The 23228-nt window shown below is 65.5% G+C and carries 16 protein-coding genes and 2 tRNA genes; 9 read left to right on the top strand and 9 right to left on the bottom strand.

Features of this window, described 5'->3' with window-relative positions; genetic code table 11:
- Positions 1 to 184 precede the first annotated feature (184 nt).
- The 5 genes from lon (at position 185) to AC56KZ_RS01095 (ending at position 5290) form a co-directional block, all read left to right on the top strand.
- Complete coding sequence (lon, locus tag AC56KZ_RS01115; RefSeq protein ID WP_497160291.1) at positions 185 to 2596, top strand: endopeptidase La; 2412 nt, start codon at positions 185 to 187, stop codon at positions 2594 to 2596.
- Between the two features lie 152 nt (positions 2597 to 2748).
- Entirely contained in the window at positions 2749 to 3027 is a 279-nt protein-coding gene (locus tag AC56KZ_RS01110) for an HU family DNA-binding protein (RefSeq protein ID WP_497161193.1), read from the top strand.
- A gap of 51 nt (positions 3028 to 3078) precedes the next feature.
- A tRNA-Asp gene (locus tag AC56KZ_RS01105) sits at positions 3079 to 3155 on the top strand.
- A 36-nt stretch (positions 3156 to 3191) separates the two neighbouring features.
- Positions 3192 to 3268, top strand: a tRNA-Asp gene (locus AC56KZ_RS01100).
- A gap of 114 nt (positions 3269 to 3382) precedes the next feature.
- A complete protein-coding gene (locus AC56KZ_RS01095) occupies positions 3383 to 5290 on the top strand; it encodes a SurA N-terminal domain-containing protein (RefSeq protein ID WP_497160290.1) in 1908 nt (635 codons plus the stop codon).
- Between the two features lie 78 nt (positions 5291 to 5368).
- Here the strand turns inward: AC56KZ_RS01095 and mnmH are convergent, their stop codons facing one another.
- Positions 5369 to 6424, bottom strand: a complete 1056-nt coding sequence (mnmH, locus tag AC56KZ_RS01090) for a tRNA 2-selenouridine(34) synthase MnmH (RefSeq protein WP_497160289.1) — start codon at positions 6422 to 6424, stop codon at positions 5369 to 5371.
- Positions 6421 to 7047, bottom strand: a complete 627-nt coding sequence (locus AC56KZ_RS01085; protein WP_497160288.1) for an arylesterase — start codon at positions 7045 to 7047, stop codon at positions 6421 to 6423. The genes mnmH and AC56KZ_RS01085 overlap by 4 nt, the downstream gene beginning before the upstream one ends.
- Here AC56KZ_RS01085 and AC56KZ_RS01080 point away from each other — a divergent pair.
- Positions 7046 to 7771, top strand: a complete 726-nt coding sequence (locus AC56KZ_RS01080) for an ABC transporter ATP-binding protein (protein WP_497160287.1) — start codon at positions 7046 to 7048, stop codon at positions 7769 to 7771. The genes AC56KZ_RS01085 and AC56KZ_RS01080 overlap by 2 nt on opposite strands.
- On the opposite strand, the gene AC56KZ_RS01075 is transcribed toward AC56KZ_RS01080, so the two are convergent.
- Positions 7768 to 9276, bottom strand: coding sequence for an NAD(P)H-hydrate dehydratase (locus AC56KZ_RS01075; protein ID WP_497160286.1), 1509 nt, complete (start codon positions 9274 to 9276; stop codon positions 7768 to 7770). The two genes, AC56KZ_RS01080 and AC56KZ_RS01075, sit on opposite strands and share 4 nt — an antisense overlap.
- 101 nt (positions 9277 to 9377) lie before the next feature.
- On the opposite strand from AC56KZ_RS01075, the gene AC56KZ_RS01070 reads away from it, so the two are divergent.
- Positions 9378 to 12992 (top strand): hydantoinase B/oxoprolinase family protein, encoded by a 3615-nt coding sequence (locus tag AC56KZ_RS01070; protein ID WP_497160285.1) that lies wholly within the window; start codon positions 9378 to 9380, stop codon positions 12990 to 12992.
- A gap of 5 nt (positions 12993 to 12997) precedes the next feature.
- On the opposite strand, the gene AC56KZ_RS01065 is transcribed toward AC56KZ_RS01070, so the two are convergent.
- Positions 12998 to 14653, bottom strand: a complete 1656-nt coding sequence (locus AC56KZ_RS01065) for a tetratricopeptide repeat protein (protein ID WP_497160284.1) — start codon at positions 14651 to 14653, stop codon at positions 12998 to 13000.
- A 200-nt stretch (positions 14654 to 14853) separates the two neighbouring features.
- Here AC56KZ_RS01065 and purL point away from each other — a divergent pair, with 200 nt between their 5' ends.
- On the top strand, positions 14854 to 18882 hold the full coding sequence (purL, locus tag AC56KZ_RS01060; protein ID WP_497160283.1) for a phosphoribosylformylglycinamidine synthase: 4029 nt from the start codon (positions 14854 to 14856) through the stop codon (positions 18880 to 18882).
- Between the two features lie 174 nt (positions 18883 to 19056).
- Positions 19057 to 19911 carry a hypothetical protein gene (locus tag AC56KZ_RS01055; RefSeq protein WP_497160282.1) on the top strand — a complete coding sequence of 285 codons (855 nt, stop codon included), beginning with the start codon at positions 19057 to 19059 and terminating at the stop codon, positions 19909 to 19911.
- Between the two features lie 71 nt (positions 19912 to 19982).
- Here the strand turns inward: AC56KZ_RS01055 and AC56KZ_RS01050 are convergent, their stop codons facing one another.
- The 5 genes from AC56KZ_RS01050 to msrB form a co-directional block, all read right to left on the bottom strand.
- Positions 19983 to 20762, bottom strand: a complete 780-nt coding sequence (locus AC56KZ_RS01050; RefSeq protein ID WP_497160281.1) for a peptidylprolyl isomerase — start codon at positions 20760 to 20762, stop codon at positions 19983 to 19985.
- A gap of 93 nt (positions 20763 to 20855) precedes the next feature.
- Positions 20856 to 21647 (bottom strand): peptidylprolyl isomerase, encoded by a 792-nt coding sequence (locus tag AC56KZ_RS01045; protein WP_497160280.1) that lies wholly within the window; start codon positions 21645 to 21647, stop codon positions 20856 to 20858.
- Between the two features lie 108 nt (positions 21648 to 21755).
- Positions 21756 to 22058: a BolA family protein gene (locus AC56KZ_RS01040; RefSeq protein ID WP_497160279.1), complete on the bottom strand. Its 303-nt coding sequence runs from the start codon at positions 22056 to 22058 to the stop codon at positions 21756 to 21758.
- Positions 22055 to 22687 (bottom strand): septation protein A, encoded by a 633-nt coding sequence (locus AC56KZ_RS01035; protein WP_497160278.1) that lies wholly within the window; start codon positions 22685 to 22687, stop codon positions 22055 to 22057. The genes AC56KZ_RS01040 and AC56KZ_RS01035 overlap by 4 nt, the downstream gene beginning before the upstream one ends.
- Before the next feature lie 128 nt (positions 22688 to 22815).
- Positions 22816 to 23217, bottom strand: coding sequence for a peptide-methionine (R)-S-oxide reductase MsrB (msrB, locus tag AC56KZ_RS01030; protein ID WP_497160277.1), 402 nt, complete (start codon positions 23215 to 23217; stop codon positions 22816 to 22818).
- Positions 23218 to 23228 lie beyond the last annotated feature (11 nt).

The raw sequence follows: 23228 nt of genomic DNA, 5'->3' as shown, positions 1-23228 counted from the left end.
ATCGAAAAGCCACTCGCGACAGACGTCGCGTGGTGGCTTTTTCATTTCATGCAGGGGTTTTATTGGAACGGCTAGATTGCATTAGACGAATAATGTTTTTTACTAAAGAAAATATTCGTTGGCCGGTCTTGAGTTTTAACCGTGTTCACCCAACATTGGTAACACGCTTTTTATAAGGTATGCCATGACAACTTCGAAATTAACCGAGCAAACGACGCTGCCGCTCTTGCCGTTGCGCGACGTGGTCGTGTTTCCCCATATGGTGATACCACTGTTCGTCGGCCGCCCGAAATCCATCAAGGCACTCGAAGCCGCGATGGAACAGGGCAAGAGCATCATGCTCGCCGCTCAAAAGGCGGCTGCCAAAGACGAACCATCCGCTGCAGACATCTACGAGATCGGCTGCGTCGCGAACATCCTGCAAATGCTGAAGCTCCCTGACGGTACCGTCAAGGTGCTGGTCGAAGGGGCCCAGCGTGCCCGTATCGACCGCATCAGCGATGGCGCCACCCATTTCATCGCCGAACTGACCCCCTTGAACTCGGAAGTCGGCGACGATTCCGAAGTCGAGGCGATGCGCCGCGCCATCGTCCAGCAGTTCGACCAGTACGTCAAACTGAACAAGAAAATCCCGCCGGAGATCCTCGCCTCGCTGGCCGGCATCGACGACGCCGGCCGCCTGGCCGACACCGTTGCCGCCCACCTGCCGCTCAAGCTCGAGCAGAAGCAAGTGATCCTGGAAATCTTCAACGTCGCCAAGCGCCTCGAGCACCTGCTCGGCCAGCTGGAAGGCGAGCTCGACATCCTGCAGGTCGAAAAGCGCATCCGCGGCCGCGTCAAGCGCCAGATGGAGAAATCCCAGCGCGAGTACTACCTGAACGAGCAGGTCAAGGCCATCCAGAAGGAATTGGGCGAAGGCGAAGACGGCGCCGACATCGACGAGCTCGAGAAGAAGGTGATCGCCGCCAAGATGCCGAAGGAAGCCCTCGACAAGGCCACCGCCGAAATCAAGAAGCTCAAACTCATGTCGCCGATGTCCGCCGAGGCGACCGTCGTGCGCAACTATATCGACACCCTGGTGTCGCTGCCATGGAAAAAGAAGTCGAAGGTCACGCATGACCTGGCGAACGCCGAGAAAGTGCTGGAAGCCGAGCACTATGGCCTCGACAAGATCAAGGAACGCATTCTTGAGTATCTTGCAGTCCAACAGCGCGTCGACAAGCTGAAGGCCCCGATCCTGTGCTTCGTGGGTCCTCCGGGCGTGGGTAAAACCTCGCTGGGCCAGTCCATCGCCCGTGCCACGAACCGCAAGTTCGTGCGCATGGCCCTGGGCGGCGTGCGCGACGAGGCCGAGATCCGCGGCCACCGCCGTACCTATATCGGCTCGATGCCGGGCAAGGTGCTGCAGTCGCTGGCGAAAGTCGGCGTGCGCAATCCGCTGTTCCTGCTGGACGAGATCGACAAGATGGGCGCCGACTTCCGCGGCGATCCCTCGTCGGCTTTGCTGGAAGTGCTGGATCCGGAACAGAACCACACCTTCTCGGACCACTACCTGGAAGTCGACTTCGACCTGTCGGACGTGATGTTCGTGGCGACCTCGAACTCGTTCAACATTCCGCCGGCACTGCTGGACCGGATGGAAGTCATTCGCCTGTCGGGTTACACCGAAGACGAAAAGACCAACATCGCCCAGCGCTACCTGCTGCCGAAGCAGATCAAGGCGAATGGCCTGCGCGATGGCGAGATCAAGGTCGAGGAATCGGCGATCCGCGACATCATCCGCTACTACACCCGTGAAGCCGGCGTGCGTTCGCTCGAGCGTGAAATCTCGAAGATCTGCCGCAAGGTCGTCAAGATGCTGTTGCTGAAGAAGTCCGACAAGGCAGTCATCGTCAACGGCAGGAACCTGGACAAGTTCCTGGGCGTGCGCCGCTACGATTTCGGTGTGGCCGAGAAGGAAAACCAGGTCGGCCAGGTGGTCGGACTGGCCTGGACCGAAGTCGGCGGCGACCTGCTGACCATCGAAGCCGTCAACGTGCCGGGCAAGGGCGCCATCATCCGCACCGGTACCCTGGGCGACGTGATGAAGGAATCGATCGAGGCGGCGCGCACGGTGGTGCGTTCGCGGGCCCAGCGTTTCGGCATCAAGGCGGAAGCGTTCGAGAAGAACGACATCCACATCCACGTGCCGGAAGGCGCGACGCCGAAGGACGGTCCGTCCGCCGGTATCGGCATGACGACGGCGCTGGTGTCGGCCTTCACCGGCATTCCGGTGCGCGCCGACGTGGCAATGACGGGCGAGATCACGCTGCGCGGCGAAGTCTTGCCGATCGGCGGCCTGAAGGAAAAGCTGCTGGCGGCGCATCGCGGCGGCATCAAGACGGTCCTGATCCCCGAGCAGAACGTGAAGGACCTGGCCGAGATTCCGGACAACGTCAAGAACAAGCTCGAGATCGTGCCGGTCCGCTGGATCGAGAAAGTGCTCGAGATCGCGCTGGAACGCCAGCCACAGCCCCTGGTCGAGGTGCCGGCGGTGTCGGTCGCCCCGGCCCCGGCTGCAGGCGCTGAAGGGCAGGGCGAGGTCGTCAAGCACTAAGCTGTCGTCGTTGAAGCGAGAGGCGCCCACGTGGCGCCTCTTTTTTTGCGCCGCGCGAATGTTGCTTGACAGAAGCAAATCACCCCGGTTTAATACGCGCTTGCACTTTTGCAGGAAGGCGCAGCGCCGCCGCGTCAAGAACGACCAAGAGGATACGAGTGAACAAGACTGAACTGATCGAAGAAATCGCGAAATCCGCGGACATTACCAAGGCCTCGGCGACGCGCGCGCTCGATGCAGTCATCGAAGCGGTGACCAACACCCTGAAGAACAACGACAGCGTGACCCTGGTCGGCTTCGGCACCTTCACCGTCGGCGACCGCGCCGCCCGTACGGGCCGCGATCCGCGTACCAAGGAGCCAATCAAGATTAAAGCTGCCAAGGTTCCGAAATTTAAGGCTGGTAAAGCGTTAAAAGATGCTGTAAACTAATGCCTTCTCTGCGGTGACACGCGGAGATGATGCAGTACCGAGTATGAATGTGGAGCGGTAGTTCAGTTGGTTAGAATACCGGCCTGTCACGCCGGGGGTCGCGGGTTCGAGTCCCGTCCGCTCCGCCACAGTCACGGTATCGAATTTTTTGAGTAACGAATTTTGGAGCGGTAGTTCAGTTGGTTAGAATACCGGCCTGTCACGCCGGGGGTCGCGGGTTCGAGTCCCGTCCGCTCCGCCAGATTTCCAGTAGCACCGGGGCGCCACACAGGGCGCCTCAACAGAGAAGAGGCGAACGCGAGTTCGCCTTTTTTTTTAACTTGGGTTTTGCAGCCTCGATAGCGATTGGTAGACCATGTTTGATTTTGTTCGTAACAACAAACGCGTCATGTACGGCATCCTGGGCCTGTTGATTGTGCCGTCGTTCGTGCTGGTCGGTGTCGACAGCTACCAGGACCGCGGCGACAGCGGCGTCGGCGTTGCCGAAGTCGACGGCCGTAACATCACGCAGCAGGAATGGGACGAGGCGCAGCGCCGCCAGATCGACCAGGCCCGCCAGCAGACGGGGCCCCAGTTCGACCAGAAAGTCTACGAGACGCCTGAAGCGAAACGCGAAGTGCTCGACAACCTGGTCGCCGAACGCGCGATCAACGCCGAAATCGCGCGCAGCAAGCTGACCGTCAGCGACCAGGGCATCTTCAAGGCCATCAATGGCCTCGAAGGCTTCCGCCGGCCGGACGGCAAGTTCGACATGGACGCGTTCAAGGCCGCGCTGGCCGCCCAGGGCATGACCCCGGTCATGTTCGAGGAGCGCATGCGCCGCGACCTGGCAATCCAGCAGCTGGCCGGTTCGATCGGTTCGACCGCCTTCATGCCGCGTTCGGTCGCCGAGCGCATCTCGAACATCAACGACCAGCAGCGCGAAGTGCAGGAACTGGTGTTCCCGCTCGCGAACTACCTGCCGCAAGTGAAAGTCACCGACGAGATGGTCAAGGCTTTCTACAACAAGAACGCCAACCTGTTCCTGATTCCGGAGCAGGTGAAGGCCGAGTACATCGTGCTCGACAGCGCCGCGGTCGAAAGCCAGGTCGCCGTCAGCGACGCCGAAGTGGCGCAGTTCTATAACGCCAACCAGAAGCGTTATGCCACCGCCGAGCAGCGTACGGCCAGCCATATCCTGATCAACAGCCCGGCAGGCGCCAAGCCGGCCGAGGCGGCCGCCGCCAAGGCCAAGGCCGAGGCCGTGCTGGCCGAAGTGCGCAAGAACCCGGCCGATTTCGCAGCCATTGCCAAGGCCCAGTCGCAGGACCCGGGGTCGGCTGAGATGGGCGGCGACCTCGGCGCCATCGAGCGCGGCAGCCTGGTCAAGTCGGTCGAAGATGCCATCTACAGCCTGAAGGCCGGCGAGGTTTCCGGCATCGTTCCTTCGGAATTCGGCTTCCACATCATCAAGGTCACCGGCGTGACGCCGGGCGCCCAGAAGTCGGTCGAGGCGGCAAAGGCCGAGATCGCGGCCGAACTGTCGAAAGCCAGGCTGTCGAAGAAGTATTCGGAACTGGCCGAGCAGTTCAACGACATCGTCTACGAGCAGGCCGACAGCCTGAAGCCGGCTGCCGACAAGCTGGGCCTGAAAATCCAGACGGTCGATGGCCTGACCCGCAAGCCCAATCCCGCCCTCGGCGCCGCTCCCTTCAACAACGAGAAATTCCTGACCGCCCTGTACTCGACCGACGCGATCAAGAACAAGCGCAACACGGAAGCCGTCGAAGTGGCGCCCGCCGTGCTGATCGCGGGCCGCGTGCTTGAATTCAAACCGGCGACCAAGCGTCCGCTGGCTGAAGTCGACGCCGCGATCCGCCAGCGCGTGGTGCAAGAGGAAGCGCTGCGCCTGGCGCGCCAGGCCGGCGAAGCCAGGCTGGCCGCTGCCAGGGCCTCGGGCGACGCCACCGGCTTCGGCGCGCCGACGCTGGTCTCGCGTACCCAGCAGCCGACCATTGCGCCGGCCGGCGCGCTGGCCGCGCTGAAAGCGGATGCGACCAAGCTGCCGGCCTATGTGGGCGCCGATCTGCCGGGCGTCGGTTACGGCGTCTACCGCATCGGCAAAGTGGTGCAGCCGGCCCAGCTGGACCAGGCCCGCCGCTCGCAGGAAGCGCAGCAGCTCTCGAGCCTGGCCGGCCAGGCCGAACTCTACAACTATGTGGAAGCGGTCAAGGCCAAGGCCAAGGTCAAAATCAATGCCAACACGGCGCAGAAGACGGAATAAATCCCGGCTTGCACAAGAAAAAACCCGGCTGCTCGCGCAGCCGGGTTTTTTTACGCCGGTGCGGTGACGACGCCCGTTTTAACCAGTGTGCAAGGCCCGCGCCGCCGCGGCAAAATCCTCCTGGCCGATGTCGTCCAGCGCCAGCACCCGGGCCTGGCCGTACTGGACGAAATTGCGGTCGATCGAGCGCAGGTAAGCGGGGTCGTAGTGGTCGACCAGCAGCTCGTCGACCAGTTCCGGCATCGCGCCGCTGTTGGCCATTGCGTGCCAGGCGTCGATCTTCGCGCGTCCATGCAGCTGCACCAGATGGTCCAGCTGGCTGTTGAGGGCCTGCGGGTCGACCGCGAAATGGCGGTAGTCTTCCATCAGGAGGCGCACCCGGTTCGGACGCGACAGGGTCAAGGCCACGCAGGGCGCCGCGCGCATGCGCTCCATCACGGCATCCGGTACCCGCAGGTTGCCGACCTTCTTGCTCTCGGACTCGACAAACACGGGCAAGCTCGGGTCGAAGTGGCGCAGCTTGTCCCAGATCCGGCTCTCGAACATTTTTTGCGAGGGCTGGGGCTCGTTCGGCAGGTGGCCGAGTACCGAACCGCGGTGCGCCGCCAGGCGCTCGAGGTCGAGCACCTGGGCGCCGATGGCATCCAGGGTTTCCAGCAGCCGGCTCTTGCCGCTGCCGGTGGTGCCGCAGATGACCTGGAAGCGCAGCTGCGGCGGATGGTCGAGCGCAGCGCTGACGTGGGCACGGTAGGCTTTATAACCGCCGTCGAGCTGGATCGCGGGCCAGCCGACTTTCGCCAGGATGTGCGTCAGGGAGCCGCTGCGGTTGCCGCCGCGCCAGCAATAGATCAGCGGCTTCCAGTCGCGCGGCTTGTCTGCGAACAGGGTTTCCAGATGACGCGCGATGTTGTGCGCCACCAGCGCGGCGCCGACCTTCTTGGCCTCGAAGGCGTTGACCTGCTTGTACAGCGTGCCGACCCGCACCCGCTCCTCGTCATTCAGCACCGGGCAATTGATGGCGCCGGGCAGGTGGTCGAGCGCGAACTCGCCCTCGCTGCGCACGTCGATGATGGCGTCGAAACGATGCAGCTCGGGGAGGATCTCGGCGAAGCTCAGGACAGCGGGGTATTTCATCGGGAGGTGATCAAGGTGGAGAAGGTCGGCCAGATATTATTCAGGATGATGGGATGGGCCTGGGCATTCGGGTGCAGGCGGTCGGACTGGAACAGGGCCGGCTTGTCGGCAATCCCCTCCAGCATGAACGGCACCAGCGGCGACCTGGTCTGCTTCGACAGGGTCGTGAACATGCCGAAGAAGCGGTCCGTATAGGCGCGGCCGTAGTTTGGCGGCATGCGCATGCCGACCAGCATGACCTTCGCGCCCTGTTGCTGCGACAGTGTGATCATCTGCCGCAGATTGCTTTCGGCGGCAGGCACCGGCAGGCCGCGCAAGCCGTCGTTGGCGCCCAGTTCGATGACGACCACCTGCGGCTTGTACTGGTTCAGCAGGGCCGGCAGACGCGCGCGGCCGCCGCTCGTGGTCTCGCCGCTGATGCTGGCGTTGACGATGCGGGCGTCGATCTTGCTGGCCTTGAGCTTTTGTTCAGCCAGGGCGACCCAGCCCGCGCCACGCGCCAGGCCATATTCGGCGGACAGGCTGTCACCCAACACGAGTACCGTTTTTGGTGCAGAATAGGCGCTCGCCGACGCAAGCACCAGGCTTGCGGCGACAGTTAATTTCTTAAGAAAAGCAAGCATGCGTGATAATCCCGAGGCTTTGAAAAATGACGTTCCCGCGCGAGCTGACAACGCGGGCCGACCCGCCGCAATCGAAGTGGCGGGGTTGTCGAAGCGGGTAGCGGACGCCAGCGGCGAACTCACTATCCTGCACAGCATCGATTTTACCGTGCAACCGGCCGAGACGCTCGCGATCGTCGGCGCCTCGGGCTCGGGCAAGTCGACCCTGCTTGGCCTGCTTGCCGGCCTCGACTCCCCGAGCGGGGGACGCGTGCTGCTCGACGGCACCGATATCTTCGCGCTCGACGAGGACGGCCGCGCCGCCTTTCGCATGGCCAAGCTGGGCTTCGTGTTCCAGTCCTTCCAGTTGCTGGCCCACCTCGACGCCGTCGAGAACGTCATGCTGCCGCTCGAGTTGCGCGGTGACCGCGCGGCGCGCGACAAGGCCGAAGCCATGCTGGGCCGGGTCGGGCTGGGGAGCCGCCTGAAGCATTACCCGAAATACCTGTCCGGCGGCGAGCAGCAGCGCGTCGCCCTGGCGCGCGCCTTCGTGACCGAGCCGCCGCTGCTGTTCGCCGACGAACCGACCGGCAGCCTGGATGCGACGACCGGCGAATCGATTATCCAGCTGATGTTCGAACTGAACCGCGAGCGCGGCTCGACCCTGGTGCTGGTGACGCACGATCCGGCCATGGCGGCGCGCTGCGGGCGCACCATTACCATTGCGGCGGGCAAGCTGGTCTAATTCACCAGGCCGTTCAGCACCGCCCGCACCGCCTTCGGCAATTCCCCCGCCGTCATCCCGACCGGCCCGACGCCTTCCCCGACCAGGCGCTCGGCTGCCGCGCCATGCATCCACGCGGCGCCCACGGCCGCTTCCCAGGCCGGCCAGCCCTGCGCCAGCAAGGCCCCGCAGACGCCCGCCAGCACGTCGCCGCTGCCGCCGCTGGCCAGGCCCGGGTTGCCGGTCGGGTTGATCGCCACCTCGCCGTCCGGCTGCGCCACGATCGTTCCCGAACCCTTCAGCAGCACCACCGCCTGCAGGCGCCGCGCCAGTTCGCGCGCCGAACCGAGGCGGTCGGCCTGGACCTCGGCCACCGAAGTGCCCAGCAGGCGCGCCGCTTCCAGCGGATGCGGGGTGGCGATGGTGCCCGCCTGGCGCCGCGCCACGCGTTCCTGCAGCGCGCTGCTGGCCGCCAGCAAGGTCAAGCCATCGGCGTCGATGACGACCGCGCCCGGCGCGTCGATGCCCTGGCCCAGCACGCGCATCGCTTCGTTCGAGTCGCCCATGCCGGGCCCGAGCACGAGCACGCGCTCGCCGATCTCGAAGTCGCTCGAGACCCTGAACATCAGCTCGGGCTGCAGCGGGTCGAAGTGCAGGGCGCCCTGCGACTCGCCGACCGTGACCGCGAACACCCGCCCGGCGCCCGCATGCAGCGCGGCGCGCGCCGCCAGCACCGCGGCGCCCACCATCCCGTGCGCGCCGCCGATGACGGCGACGTCGCCGAACTGGCCCTTGTGCGAATTCTGCCGGCGCGGCCGCAGCAGCGGCGCGAACAGGGCAGGGCTGGACAGGCGCGCGCGCGGCGGCTCCAGGGCCGCGGCATCCAGCCCGAGGCCGGCGACGTGCACGATGCCGGCGTGGTCGCGCCCTTCGGCTGTGTGCAGGCCGGGCTTGTCGCCGATGAAGGTGATGGTGTGGGTGGCGCGTACCGCGACCCCGCCCGGACCGACCACGTCGCCTGTATCGGCATCGAGACCGCTCGGCACGTCGAGCGCGAGCACCGGGCAGCGCAGCTTGTCGATGGCGGCCACGAGTTCGCGGTAGCGTCCCTCGAGCGGGCGCGCCAGGCCGATGCCGAACAGCCCGTCCACCACCATGGCCCATTCGCGCACGTCCGGCGCTACGTCGGCGAAGTTGGCCGCGCTGGCGCGTGCGCGGGCCAGGGCCTGGGACGCTTCCGGAGAGCCCGGGCCGTTGCCGGCCAGGTGCAGCACCACCACATCGACACCGGCCTCGGCCAGGTCGGCGGCCAGCACCAGGGCGTCGCCGCCATTGTTGCCCGGCCCGGCCAGCACCAGCACCGGCTGTGCGCGCGCGCTGCCGATCAATTCCAGCGCCAGGTTCGAGGCCGCGTGGCCGGCGGCGCGCATCAGGCCTCCGGGCTCGCGGCCGTCCGCGCTCGCCGCCGCCGTCGTAGCAGCTTCGATCGCACGGATTTGCGCCACGCTGTAGAGACCATTGTCCATTCCGACTCCATTTCAATTCAAGATGAGTGCATTTTCGCCAATTTTCGGGACGAGCGCGAATACAATAGGCGCCAACCCCCACACAGCATGAGGATACACACATGGACTGGCAGTTCTGGATCGATCGCGGCGGCACGTTCACCGACATCGTGGCGCGCACGCCAGGCGGGCAACTGGTCACGCACAAGCTGCTGTCCGAACATCCCGAGCAGTACCCGGACGCCGCCGTCGCCGGCATCCGCCGCCTGCTCGGCGTCGCGCCGGGCGAGGCGCTGCCGGTACAGGCCATTGGCGCGGTCAAGATGGGCACCACGGTGGCGACCAACGCCCTCCTGGAGCGCAAGGGCGAGCGCACCGCGCTGGCCATCACGCGCGGCTTCCGCGACGCGCTGCGCATCGCCTACCAGAACCGCCCGCGCCTGTTCGAGCGCCACATCGTGCTGCCGGAACTGCTGTACGGCGAAGTGGTCGAGATCGACGAGCGCATCGGCGCCCATGGCGAGGTCGTCCGCCCGCTCGACCAAGCCGCGGCGCGCGCCGGCCTGCAAGCCGCTTTCGACGGCGGTGCGCGTGCGCTCGCGATCGTCCTGATGCACGGCTACCGCTACACGCAGCATGAAGCGGCGCTGGCCGGTATCGCCCGCGCCATCGGCTTCACCCAGATTTCGACTTCGCACGAAGTCAGCCCGATGATGAAGCTGGTCGCCAGGGGCGACACCACCGTGGTCGACGCCTACCTGTCGCCGATCCTGCGCCGCTATGTCGAGCAGGTGGCCTGCGAGCTGCCGGGCGTGAACCTGCAGTTCATGCAGTCGAACGGCGGCCTGACCGACGCCAGGGCCTTCCAGGGCAAGGACAGCATCCTGTCCGGGCCCGCCGGCGGCATCGTCGGCATGGTGCGCGCCAGCCGCCTGGCCGGCTTCGAGCGCATCATCGGCTTCGACATGGGCGGCACCTCGACCGACGTCTCGCATTTTGCCGGCGAGTTTGAACGGGTGTTCGAGACCCAGGTCGCCGGCGTACGCATGCGCGCGCCGATGATGAGCATCCACACGGTGGCCGCCGGCGGCGGTTCGATCCTGCATTTCGATGGCAGCCGCTACCGCGTCGGGCCCGACAGCGCCGGCGCCAATCCGGGCCCGGCCTGCTACCGGCGCGGCGGGCCGCTCACCGTCACCGACTGCAACGTCATGCTCGGCAAGATCCAGCCAGCCCATTTCCCGCACCTGTTCGGCCCCGGCGGCGACCAGCCGCTCGACGCCGCCGTCGTGCGCGAGCGCTTCGACGCGCTGGCGCGCGAGATCGCGGCCGCCACCGGGGAAGCGCGCACGCCGGAACAGGTGGCCGAGGGCTTCATCCAGATCGCGGTCGGCAACATGGCCAACGCCATCAAGCAGATCTCGGTACAGCGTGGGCACGACGTGACCGAGTATGCGCTGACCAGTTTCGGCGGCGCCGGCGGCCAGCACGCCTGCCTGGTGGCCGATGCGCTCGGCATGAAAACGGTGTTCATCCACAGCCTGGCCGGGGTCTTGTCTGCGTATGGCATGGGCCTGGCCGACCAGAGCGCGATGCGCGAACAGGCGGTCGAGGAAAAGCTCGACCTGGTGGCGGGCGCGGCGCTGGCCGCGCGCCTGGCGGCCCTGGCCGAGGCGGCGCGCGCGCAACTGCTGGCCCAGGGCGTCGGCATGGAGCGCATCGACGTGATCCAGCGCGTCCACCTGCGCTACGAGGGCACCGATTCGGCGCTGGTGGTGCCGTTTGCGGACGCCGCCGGCATGCAGGCGGCCTTCGAGACTGCCTACAAACGCCGCTTCTCCTTCCTGATGCCGGCGCGTGCATTGATTGTCGAAGCGGTGTCGGTCGAGGCGCTGGGCCGGTCGGAAGCGCCGCCGGAGGCGCTCGCCGCGGTTCGCGAGCGCGCCGGCGCCAACGCTGCCTCTGCCGCTGCTGCTACTGCGACGGCGCCCATGTTCGCCGGCGGCCGGTGGCATCAGACGGACATCTATCACCGGGCCGCCTTCAATCCGGGCGACACCATCCGCGGCCCGGCCATCGTCGCCGAGGACAACGCCACCACCGTCGTCGAGGCAGGCTGGGAGGCCGAGGTCACGCCTTACGGCCACCTGGTCTTGCGAAGGGTCGAGGCGCTGCCCGAGCGGCGCGCGATCGGCACCACGGCCGACCCGGTGATGCTCGAGATTTTCAATAACCTGTTCATGTCGATCGCCGAGCAGATGGGACTGCGCCTGCAGAACACGGCCCACTCGGTGAACATCAAGGAGCGGCTCGACTTCAGCTGCGCGATTTTCGACGCCGGTGGCAACCTGGTGGCCAATGCGCCGCACATGCCGGTGCATTTGGGCTCGATGGGCGAGAGCATCAAGACGGTGATGCGCGAGAACGCCGGGCGCATGCGCGCCGGCGACGTCTACATGCTCAACGACCCGTACAACGGCGGCACCCACCTGCCGGACGTGACGGTGATCTCCCCTGTGTTCGACGAGGCGGGAGGGGAGATTCTTTTCTACGTTGGCTCGCGCGGCCACCATGCCGACATCGGCGGCACCACACCCGGCTCGATGCCGCCGGACTCCACCCACATCGAGCACGAGGGCGTCCTGATCGACAACTTCAAGCTGGTCGACGGCCAGGATGGCGTGCTGCGCGAGCCTGAAACACGGGCGCTGCTGACGGGCGCGCGCTACCCGGCGCGCAACCCGGACCAGAACCTGGCCGACCTGCGCGCCCAGGTCGCGGCCAACCAGAAGGGCGTCGAGGAGCTGCGGCGCATGGTCGCGCATTTCGGCCTTGAGGTCGTGCGCGCCTACATGGGCCACGTGCAGGACAATGCCGAGGAGGCGGTGCGGCGCGTTATCGGGGCGCTGAACGACGGCGCCTTTACGGTCGACCTCGACAACGGCGCGAAGATCGTGGTGGCGGTGCGGGTCGACCGCGCCGCGCGCCGTGCCCAAATCGATTTCACCGGCACCTCGCCCCAGCTGCAGAACAACTTCAATGCGCCGTCCAGCGTCTGCATGGCGGCGGTGCTGTACGTGTTCCGCACCCTGGTCGACGACGAGATCCCGCTCAATGGCGGCTGCCTGAAGCCGCTGGAGGTGATTATCCCGCCCGGCTCGATGCTGAACCCGCATTACCCGGCCTCGGTGGTGTCGGGGAATGTCGAAACCTCGACCTGCATCACCAATGCCCTCTACGGCGCCCTCGGCGTGATGGCGGCCTCGCAGGGGACGATGAACAACTTCACCTTCGGGAACGCCAGGTACCAGTACTACGAAACCATCTCCGGCGGCAGCGGCGCCGGCGATGGCTTCGACGGCACCGATGTGGTGCAGACCAACATGACCAATTCGCGCCTGACCGACCCGGAGATCCTGGAATTTCGCTTTCCGGTGCGGCTCGAGAGTTACGCGATCCTCCCCGGCTCGGGCGGGGCGGGGCGCTGGCATGGCGGCAAGGGCGGGGTGCGCAAGCTGCGCTTCCTGGAACCGATGACGGCGGCCATCCTGTCCAACAACCGCATCCATGCGCCCTTCGGCATGGCCGGCGGCGCACCCGGTGCGCGCGGCGTCAACAGCGTGGTGCGCGCCGACGGCAGCATCGATGCCGTCGGCCACATCGGCAAGGTCGAGATGGCTGCGGGCGACGTGTTCGTGATCGAGACGCCGGGCGGGGGAGGGTACGGGGCGGCGTAAGCCTTTTACGTCGAAATACCGTATTTCCTGCGCATCGCCGCATACTCCTCGGTGAGGGGCCCCAGGCGCGGGTGCTGGGCGTCGATGGCGCGGATTTTCTCCAGCTGCGCCAGGCACAGCTCGCCCAGCGGGTGGTCCCAGCCCAGCTCGCCGATCTGGCGCAGTACGCCGCCGGCGGCCGCGATCATCACCTGCAAATTCTGCGGCGCCATGTGCAGGGCTTCGAGCAGGGTTTGTACCGCGCCGCGCACGTCGCCCATGTTGCGCTTCTCGTCGGCGATGCCGAGCAGGATCTGGGCCTGCGCGGCCAGTTGCTGGCTCATGCCCTCGGCCAGGTCGCGCCGGCCGGCATTCGTGAAGATCGAGACCGCATCCTGGGAATCGACGCCGCTGCCGGCGTCGTTCACCACCGTCAGCATCACTTCCTGGGCCGGCGCGTCGAGGCGGTGTTCGAGGCAGGCGCGCACCAGGCCGACCTTCATGCCGGTAGACAGGTTGCCGCCGCCGCGCACCGCCGCCACCGCGTTCTGCAGCCCGAGCATGGCGGCGTCGCGGTTGCCAGCGGCGTCGTGCAGGGCCGCGTTGGCGACGCCGATGCAGGCGTCGAGCTCGGCACTGGCGCGCATCGAGCGCTCGAGGTCGCGCACGACGCCGGCCGCGCCCAGCATGTCGCCCCGCTGCACCATTGCCTTGACCAGGCGCACATGGTCTTCCGGATCGCGAAATTCCGAGTAGCGGGCCTTGCTGACGACCTGCTTGAACGATTTTTCCGCCGTCTGGGCGTCGCCGGCTTCGAGCGCGACTTCGCCCAGCTTGCGCAGGCGCCGCACTAGGTGCGGCGAGATGGCGACGGCGTCCTCGAGTACCTTCTGCGCCTGCGCATGCTCGCCGGCCGCCTCGTGGCAGCGCGCCAGCAGGTCGTAGGCGGCCATCAGCTGCGGATTGGCGTTGACCAGCGCCGTCAGCGTCTGGCGCGCAGCGTCGACCTTCCCCTGCGCGAACTCGGCGCGCGCCAGGCCGAGCCCGGCCCAGCCCAGCGGCCGGTAGGCCAGCACCTTGCGGTAAATCTGCTCGGCTTCGCCATGTTCGCCCAGGCTGGCGTGCAGCTCGGCGCGCAGGCGCGCGAAATCGAGGGCGTAGCGCGGCTGCGCGATTTCCAGGGCGGCGGCCGAACGGATCGCGTCAGGCACTTTGCCCTGGGCGACCATCTGGTAAGCCGGCAGAAAGGCCGCCCGGCGCTCGATCGCGCGCGCGATGCGCGCGCTCAGGGTCTCGGCCGTGAACGGTTTGAGCACGTAATCGCTGGGGGCCAGTTCGGCCGCGCCGATCACCTTGCCGTAGACCGCTTCCGAAGTCAGCATGATGAAGATCGCCCAGGGGCTCAGCAGGCGGTGGTGGCGCAGGTCTTCCAGCAGTTGCTGGCCGTCCTGGCCGGCGCCGGCGGCGCCGCTGCCGGCTGCCGTGCCCGCACCGCCACCCAGGTCGTATTCGCACAGCACGATGTCATAGCTGCGGCGCGCCAGCTGGCGAATCGCAGTGCCCGCGTTCACGGCGTACTCGACCTTGTTGATGCCGGCCAGGTTCAGCATGTTTTGCAGGTTGCTGCGCATGCCTGGATTGGGGTCGATGATCAGGACCGACAGGTTGCTGTTATCTTGCATTCTTTCTTTCGTCTGTGCGCCGCGTTTTTTCTGTGCGTTTCTTGTGCGTCTGTACGCCGGCTGTCTCAGGCGCAACAATACCGCCAAGCGCCGCATCGGGCAACTGCCTTCAGGCCCGGTGCAGGGGCAATCCGGGCCACGCTGTATAATTGCGGGCTATCTTCCACCCGCAGCCATGCTGCATCAACCGACTTCCAGCCATGTTGATTCTGCCGGGTTCCAATGCCCTGTCCGTATTCCGTAGCCAACGCCTCCTCGCCCAACTGCAAGCCGCCGCACCGGCGATCGCCCAGGTGCAGGCGCGCTTCGTTCATTTCATCGATGCCAGCGCGCCCCTGTCGACACAGGACACCGAGCGCTTGAGCGCCATGCTGACCTACGGCGAGCCGGTGCCCGAAGTACTCTACGAAGGCGTCACCGAAGAGTTCTTCGTGATCCCGAGGCTGGGCACGATTTCGCCCTGGGCCTCGAAAGCGACCGATATCGCGCACAACTGCGGCATGGCGCAGGTGCACCGCATCGAGCGCGGCGTGGCCTATACGGTGGTGCTGAAGAGCGGCATCCTCGGCAGCAGCATCGGCGCGCCGAAAAAGCTGTCGAACGAGGAAAGCGCCGCCGTCATCGCGCTGCTGCACGACCGCATGACCGACACCGTCCTGCGCAGCGCGAACGATGCGTCGCAGCTGTTCCGCGAGCTGGCGGGCAAGGCGCTGGAATCGATCGACGTGCTGGAAGCGGGGCGCGATGCCCTGGTCCGCGCGAATACCGAACTCGGCCTGGCGATGTCGGCGGACGAGATCGACTACCTGTTCGAGGCCTTCAGCAGCGCCCGCCGCAATCCGACCGACGTCGAACTGATGATGTTCGCCCAGGCCAACAGCGAACACTGCCGCCACAAGATCTTCAACGCCGACTGGATCATCGACGGCGTCAAGCAGGACATGTCGCTGTTCCAGATGATCAAGAACACGCACCAATTGCAGCCGAAGGGCACGATCGTGGCCTACAGCGACAACTCGTCGATCATGGAAGGGCGCACCGTCGCCCGCTTCTTCCCGCGTGGCGCCGGCCAGGAATACGCCCCGGCCCAGGACCTGACCCATACCCTGATGAAGGTGGAAACCCATAACCACCCGACCGCGATCTCGCCCTTCCCGGGCGCCTCGACCGGCGCCGGCGGCGAAATCCGCGACGAAGGCGCGACCGGCCGCGGCGCCAAGCCAAAAGCGGGCCTGACCGGATTCACCGTGTCGAATCTGCTGCTGCCGGACGCCCAGCGGCCCTGGGAAAACGCGGCCGACGTCACCGCGCCGGGCAGCCGGGACGGCGCCGAAATCTACGGCAAGCCGGAACGCATCGCCTCGCCGCTGCAGATCATGATCGACGGCCCCCTCGGCGGCGCCGCCTTCAGCAACGAATTCGGCCGGCCTGTGCTGGGCGGCTATTTCCGCACCTTTGAAGTGAACGCCCAGGCGGCCGGCGGCGTCTTCGGTTACCACAAGCCGATCATGATCGCGGGCGGCATCGGCAACATTGCCGACCAGCACACGCACAAGAACGATATCCCGCCCGGCAGCCTGCTGATCCAGCTCGGCGGCCCGGGCATGCGCATCGGCATGGGCGGCTCGGCGGCCTCGTCGATGGCGACCGGCACGAATACGGCGGATCTCGATTTCGATTCGGTCCAGCGCGGTAACCCGGAAATGGAGCGGCGCGCCCAGGAAGTCATCAACGGCTGCTGGCAGATGGGCGCGAACAATCCGATCATTTCGATCCACGACGTCGGCGCCGGCGGCCTGTCGAACGCTTTCCCGGAAATCGTCAACGACGCCAAACGCGGCGCGATCTTCGATCTGCGCAAGATCCAGCTGGAAGAAAGCGGCATGGCGCCGAAAGAAATCTGGTCGAACGAGTCGCAGGAACGCTATGTGTTGGCGATCGCGCCCGAGAGCCTGCCTTTGTTCGCCGCGCTGTGCGAGCGCGAGCGCAGCCCGTTTGCCGTGATCGGCGTCGCCACCGAAGAGCGGCAGTTGCGCGTGGTCGATCCCGAGCTGGGAAACAATCCTGTCGACATGCCGATGGACGTCCTGCTCGGCAAGCCTCCCAAAATGACGCGCGACGTCGAACACGTGGCGCGCACGCTGCCCGCCATCGACCTGACCGGCATCGCGTTGGAAGAAGCTGCGCGCCGCGTGCTGCTGCTGCCCACCGTGGCCGACAAATCCTTCCTGATCACCATCGGCGACCGCTCGGTCGGCGCCATGACGGTGCGCGACCAGATGGTCGGCCCCTGGCAGGTGCCGGTCGCCGACTGCGCCGTCACCGCCATGAGTTTAGAGGGCTACCTGGGCGAAGCGATGGCGATGGGCGAGCGCACGCCGCTGGCCGTGATCAACGCCGCCGCTTCGGGCCGCATGGCCGTCGGCGAAGCGATCACCAACATTGCCGCCGCCCCGATTGCCAGCATCGAAGACATCAAATTGTCGGCCAACTGGATGGCGGCCTGCGGCCAGCCGGGCCAGGACGCAGCCTTGTTCGACACGGTGCGCGCGGTCGGCATGGAATTGTGCCCGGCGCTCGGCATCAGTATCCCCGTTGGCAAGGATTCGCTGTCGATGCGTACCACCTGGAACGACGAGGGCCGCGACAAGTCGGTGATCTCGCCGGTGTCGCTGATCGTTTCCAGCTTCGCACCGGTGACGGATGCGCGCCGCGTGCTGACGCCCCAGCTGCGCACGGACCTGGGCGAGACCGCCCTGATCCTGGTCGACCTCGGACGCGGCAAGAACCGTCTCGGTGCCTCCGCGCTGGCCCAGGTCACCCAGCAACTGGGCGACGTGGCGCCGGACGTCGACTCCGCCGAGGACCTGAAAGCCTTCTTTGCGGCGATCCAGCGCCTGAATGTCGAGGGCAAGCTGCTGGCCTACCACGACCGCTCCGACGGCGGCCTGTTCGCGACGCTGTGCGAGATGGCCTTCGCCGGCCGCGCCGGGGTGTCGGTGAACCTCGACATCCTGACCATGGAAGGCGAGCATTCCTCGGACTGGGGCGACGCCAAGAACTGGGCCAGCCAGGTCGGCGAGCGCCGCAACGAAATGACGCTGCGTGCGCTGTTCTCGGAAGAACTCGGCGCCGTGCTGCAAGTGCGGGCGGACGAGAAAAGCGCCGTCATGTCGGTACTGCGCGAACTGAACCTGGGCGCCTGCAGCCACATCATCGGCAAGCTCAATGAGCGCGGCGCGATCGAATTCACGCGCGACGCGAAGGTGATCTACAACGCGCGCCGCAGCGACCTGCACCGGCTCTGGTCGGAAACCAGCTGGCGCATCGCGCGTCTGCGCGACAACCCGGATTGCGCCGACCAGGAATACGAGCGCCTGCTCGACGTGGCGGATCCCGGCATGTCGCCGACGCTCACCTTCGACCCGAGCCTGGACGTGGCCGCGCCCTTCATCGCCACCGGCGTGCGGCCGCGCGTGGCCATCCTGCGCGAGCAGGGCGTCAACTCGCATATCGAAACGGCATGGGCGATGCACCAGGCCGGTTTCGCCGCCATCGATGTGCACATGAGCGACCTGATTGCCGGACGCGCCAGCCTGGCCGATTTCCACGGCGTGATCGCGGTCGGCGGCTTCTCGTATGGCGACGTCCTGGGCGCCGGCGAGGGCTGGGCCAAGACCATCCTGTTCAACAGCGCACTGTCCGACCAGTTTGCAAGCTTCTTCGCGCGTCAGGATACCTTCGGCCTGGGCGTGTGCAACGGCTGCCAGATGCTCTCCAACCTGAAGTCGATGATTCCTGGCGCGCAAGCCTGGCCGAAGTTCACGCGCAACAAGTCGGAGCAGTTCGAGGCGCGCTTCGGCATGGTCGAAGTGCTGGCTTCGCCATCGATCTTTTTCGAGGGCATGGCCGGCACCCAGGCGCCGATCGCGATCGCCCACGGCGAGGGTTTTGCCGACTTCTCGCTGACCGGCAGCCTGGACGCGGCGGTGCAGTCGCTGCGCTACGTCGACAACCGCGGCGCCGCCACCGAACAATACCCGTTCAACCCCAACGGCTCGCCCGGCGGCCTGACGGCCGTCACCACGCCGGACGGCCGCTTCACCGCCATGATGCCGCACGCCGAGCGGGTCTTCCGCACCGTGGTGCATTCGTGGGCGCCGCCGGCCTGGGGCGAGGACGCGCCCTGGATGCGCATGTTCCGCAACGCGCGCAAGTGGGTCGGCTGAGCGGTCTGAACCGGGTTCAAAAAGCGTTTCTTCGGAAACGCTTTTTTTTCGCGCCAGTGCCGGTGGAAAATTCAATCGCCGGATGTTGTGAGCTGGCGCAATCCTTGTTGGGAACCCGCTGACATGGTGGTGGCGCGAGGGTCATACCGGATCACACACCCTCAGGAGATTGCCATGATCCTCAGCTCCTTCCTTGCCCGCCCCTGCGCCCGGGTCCTGCCTGCCATCGGACTCGTGCTGGGCCTGTCCGCATCGAACGCGACGGCGCAAGACGGGCGCTCAGCCGCCTCCGCGACGGCCAGCTCGACGCTGGACGTCTGCGCCATCGAGGGCACCGAACGATGGCGCTATTCGGGCGTGGTCGCCGTCCTCGATGCCGAGGGCGGCAGCGTCGCCACCGACAGCCGCGTCCAGAACCAGACCTCGCGCGCCGGCTTTCGCGATGCCGCGGGAGGGGCGTCCGCGCCGGCGGCTTCAAGCGTGCGCGCCGGGGACACGGTCGTCCTGCCCTATGTGTTCGAGGGCGCACCGCTGACGCTGGGGGAGGTGCGGACCCAAAGCCAGGTACAGCTCAATGGCCAACCCGGGACCGGCGAGCGCACCCTGCTTGCGCAAAGCGGAACCATGACCGCCGACACCGTGACCGGTTGCCAGCCGAAGGGCTGCGTGCGCACCCAGGGCTACTGGAAGAGCAAGCCGGGCGTGGTCTGGCCTTACCCCTACAGCAGGACCAAAACCTTCTTTTCGTCCGGCCTGAAGTGGCAGCAGATTCTCGACACGCCGCCACGCGGCAGCGCCTACATCATCCTGGCGCACCAGTACATCGCCGCGGTGCTCAACCGGGCCGCGGGCGCATCGGCGCCGGCCGGCCTGGTGTCGGTGATCACTGCCGCCACCGCCTGGTTCAATAGCGGCACCACGCCGGCCACTTGCGGGCCGGGGCAGTGCGCCTTGCAGAAAACCTGGGCGGCGACGCTCGATGCGTATAACAACGGCCGTTATCCTGGTTCGCCCAAGCATTGCCCCTGAGGGAAGGGTTACGCCGGCAATAAAAAAGGCGCTTCCGAGGAAGCGCCTTTCTATCAGCCACCGGTCCGAAATTACTGGACCTTGGCCTTCTTCATCAGCGACTCGCGGTATTCCGCCAGTTTCTTTTGCTGGATCTGTTCCGACACCTGCTGCTTGACCTGCTCGAGCGGCGGAATCTGCACTGGACGGGTGTCTTCCAGCTTGATTACGTGGAAGCCGAACTGGGTCTTCACCGGCGTATCGGTGATCGCGCCTTTTTGCAGCGAGGTCATCGCTTTCGAGAACTCGGGCACGAAACGGCTCGGATCGGTCCAGCCGAGGTCGCCGCCCTGGGCAGCCGAACCCGGGTCCTTGCTCTGCTTGGCCAGCTCGTCGAACTTGGCGCCGCCCTTGAGCTTGGTGATGATCGCTTTCGCGTCTTCCTCTTTCTCGACCAGGATGTGGCGCGCCTTGTATTCCTTGTCCGGTGCACCGGCCTTGGCTTTGTCGTACTCGGCCTTGACTTCGGCATCCTTCACCGGGTTCTTCTTGACATAGTCGGCCAGCATGGCATTGATGATGATGCTCTGGCGTGCGTTGTCGATCGCGGCCTTGACGTCGGCGCGGTTGCCCACGCCCTGCTTGTCGGCTTCCTGGATCAGGACTTCGCGGCCGACGAGTTCTTTCTTGATCATTTCGCGCAGTTGCGGCGAGTCGGGCGCACGGCCCTGGGCTACGACTTGCTTGACCATCTGGTCGACACGCGACGCCGGGATGGCCTTGCCGTTCACGGTCGCGACGTTCTGGGCGAGCGCAGGCAGTGCGACCATAGCGGCCATGGCGATCAACAGGCGGGTTGGCTTCAAAATCATTGTTCAGATCCTATAAAAACTCGACATATCGCCCGCTGGCGACGGAACCCGGCGTGGATCGCGAATCGATCCCGACGCCGGAAGCAGAACATCTTACTGTACCTTCGCCTTCTTGACCATTTCCTCTTGGTAAGCGGCGAGCTTACTCTGGGTCAGGCTTTCGGCGATCTGGGTCTTGATCTCGGCCATCGGCGGCACCTTGACGGCGCGCGTGTCGTCGACCTTGATGACGTGGAAACCGGCCTGGGTCTTGACCGGGGTGTCGGTCACGCCGCCTTTTTGCAGCTTGGTGAAGCCGGCCGCGAATTCAGGTGGGAAGGCCGACGGGCTGGCCCAGTCCAGATCGCCGCCGCTGTTGGCGGTGCCGGTGTCCTTGCTCTGCTTGGCCAGTTCTTCGAACTTTGCGCCGCCCTTGAGCTTGGTGATGACCGCTTTCGCGTCGGCTTCATTTTCCAGCAGAATATGGCGGAGGTGGTATTCCTTCTCGCCGGACTGGGTCTTGGCGAAACGGTCGTACTCTGCCTTGACCTCGGCATCGGTCACCGGGTTCTTGGCGATGTAGTCGCGGGCGAGCTGGTTGACGACGATGGCCTGGCGCGCGCTGTCGAGCGCCTGGCGCACCTCCGGCTTCTTGTCGTAGCCCTGGCGGATCGCTTCCTGCATCAGTACTTCACGTTCGATCAGGCTCTTCTTGACCTGCTCACGCAGTTGCGCGCTGTCCTGGCCCTGGCCGGCGGCGACAACCTGCTTCACGACCGCATCGACGCGCGATGTCGGGATTGCCTTGCCGTTGACGACGGCGAGATTCTGGGCGAATGCGGGCACTGCAAAGGTAGCGAATGCGGCGATCAGGGCTAACAGCAGCCGAGCTGGCTTAAAAGTCATTATTGAATTTCCTGTGGAGGGAGTTGCTAGGACGTGATTAGATTCGTTCTTTTGCGAAGCAGTTCAACAAATTGTGCGATAGATTTCTTAAGCCATCCTGAACCGGCCTCAGTCGAGTTCGGAAGGCGCCAAAGCCGTGATCGCAAGGGCATGGATCTCGGCCCGCATCATATCGTGCACGGCATCATACACCAGTCGATGACGCATGACGAGTCTTAGTCCCGTGAAGCGATCCGACACGATTTTGACGCTGTAATGGCCGCCGCCCGAGGCTGCGCCGGCATGTCCGGCGTGCAGCGCCGAGTCGTCGCTGAGCTCGAGCAGGGTGGGCGCCAGGGCCGCCTGCAGCGCCGTACGGATACGCTCCAGGCGCGTGCCTTTTTCTTCCATCGTGTTCGCCATCGTGGTCATGCTTCCTCCTGCGGGACGTGTTTCATCAGCATCATCGCTTGTCCCATGCTGAAGATAAAGAAGATCGCGGTCATGCCGAAGACCTTGAAGTTGACCCAGGCCGGCGTGTTGTCGCGAAACACGACGAAGGCCATGAACAGGTTCAGGGCGCCGATCAGGAACATGAACACCATCCAGGTATAACCAACGCGCGGCCAGATCGCTTCAGGCAGCGGCAGTGCTTCTTTCATCACCGACCGCATCATGTTCTTGCCGAAGAACACCTGGCTCACAAAAAGGGCGGCGGCGAACAGCCAGTACAGCATGGTCGGCTTCCACTTGATGAAGGTCTCGTCGTGGAAATAGATCGTCGCGCCGCCGAACACGACGATGACAAAGAAGGAGACCCACAGCATCGTGTCGACCTTACGCCGGCGCACCATCAGGTAGCCGACCTGGAGGAAGGTCGCCAGGATCGCCACGACCGTAGCCAGCATGATCGGCGCCTGCGAGGCGATGATCTTGCCGCCCGAGACGAAAGCGCCGAGATACTGGTCGGCCATGGCGCTGGCTGCCGCTTCGTTGCCGGTTCCGAGTTTATAGACGACGAAGAACAGGATCAGCGGGAAAAAGTCGAACAGGAATTTCATGATGCTCCAAAAAAATGTTTCCTAAATCAAGCGCCCAGGATAGGCCCCAGGGCAAGGCGCATCGTCGAAGCCCAAGGGCGAGAACAGTACGCTAGTACGGCGAGACGAATGCAACGCAGCCATGGGGCTTATCCTGGGAGCGCATCAAACCGCAGGGAGGCGGAGTTAATGCAGTAGCGCAGGCCGGTCGGCGGCGGGCCGTCCGGGAATACGTGGCCGAGGTGGGCGTCGCAGACGGCGCAAATGATTTCGGTACGCACCATACCATGGGCGCGGTCGACCTTCTCGATGACGTTCTTCGGGTCGAGCGCCTTGAAGTAGCTGGGCCAGCCGCAGCCGCTCTCGAATTTCGCGTCGGACTCGAAGAGTGGCGTATTGCAGCAGACGCAATGATAGATGCCGTGGTCGTGGTGGTCCCAGAACTTGCCGGTGAAGGCGCGCTCGGTGGCGGCATGGCGCGTGACCTGGTATTCCATCGCGTCGAGCTGGGCGCGCCATTCGGCGTCGGTCTTGATTACTTTGTCGGTCATGGTGGTCTTTC

The sequence above is a fragment of the Telluria sp. LT2P34 genome (genome assembly GCF_059685915.1).
The sequence above is the reverse complement of the archived record's forward strand: the minus strand, read 5'-3'. Positions and strand labels throughout refer to the sequence as shown.

Excerpts from the sequence above, each read along its gene's own strand:
- AC56KZ_RS01075 (WP_497160286.1), bottom strand. The coding sequence starts at position 9,276 with ATGGACAATGGTCTCTACAGCGTGGCGCAAATCCGTGCGATCGAAGCT.
- purL (WP_497160283.1), top strand. The coding sequence starts at position 14,854 with ATGTTGATTCTGCCGGGTTCCAATGCCCTGTCCGTATTCCGTAGCCAA.
- lon (WP_497160291.1), top strand. The coding sequence starts at position 185 with ATGACAACTTCGAAATTAACCGAGCAAACGACGCTGCCGCTCTTGCCG.
- msrB (WP_497160277.1), bottom strand. The coding sequence starts at position 23,217 with ATGACCGACAAAGTAATCAAGACCGACGCCGAATGGCGCGCCCAGCTC.
- AC56KZ_RS01065 (WP_497160284.1), bottom strand. The coding sequence starts at position 14,653 with ATGCAAGATAACAGCAACCTGTCGGTCCTGATCATCGACCCCAATCCA.
- AC56KZ_RS01055 (WP_497160282.1), top strand. The coding sequence starts at position 19,057 with ATGATCCTCAGCTCCTTCCTTGCCCGCCCCTGCGCCCGGGTCCTGCCT.
- AC56KZ_RS01085 (WP_497160288.1), bottom strand. The coding sequence starts at position 7,047 with ATGCTTGCTTTTCTTAAGAAATTAACTGTCGCCGCAAGCCTGGTGCTT.
- AC56KZ_RS01095 (WP_497160290.1), top strand. The coding sequence starts at position 3,383 with ATGTTTGATTTTGTTCGTAACAACAAACGCGTCATGTACGGCATCCTG.
- AC56KZ_RS01080 (WP_497160287.1), top strand. The coding sequence starts at position 7,046 with ATGCGTGATAATCCCGAGGCTTTGAAAAATGACGTTCCCGCGCGAGCT.
- AC56KZ_RS01045 (WP_497160280.1), bottom strand. The coding sequence starts at position 21,647 with ATGACTTTTAAGCCAGCTCGGCTGCTGTTAGCCCTGATCGCCGCATTC.
- AC56KZ_RS01050 (WP_497160281.1), bottom strand. The coding sequence starts at position 20,762 with ATGATTTTGAAGCCAACCCGCCTGTTGATCGCCATGGCCGCTATGGTC.
- AC56KZ_RS01035 (WP_497160278.1), bottom strand. The coding sequence starts at position 22,687 with ATGAAATTCCTGTTCGACTTTTTCCCGCTGATCCTGTTCTTCGTCGTC.
- mnmH (WP_497160289.1), bottom strand. The coding sequence starts at position 6,424 with ATGAAATACCCCGCTGTCCTGAGCTTCGCCGAGATCCTCCCCGAGCTG.
- AC56KZ_RS01040 (WP_497160279.1), bottom strand. The coding sequence starts at position 22,058 with ATGACCACGATGGCGAACACGATGGAAGAAAAAGGCACGCGCCTGGAG.
- AC56KZ_RS01070 (WP_497160285.1), top strand. The coding sequence starts at position 9,378 with ATGGACTGGCAGTTCTGGATCGATCGCGGCGGCACGTTCACCGACATC.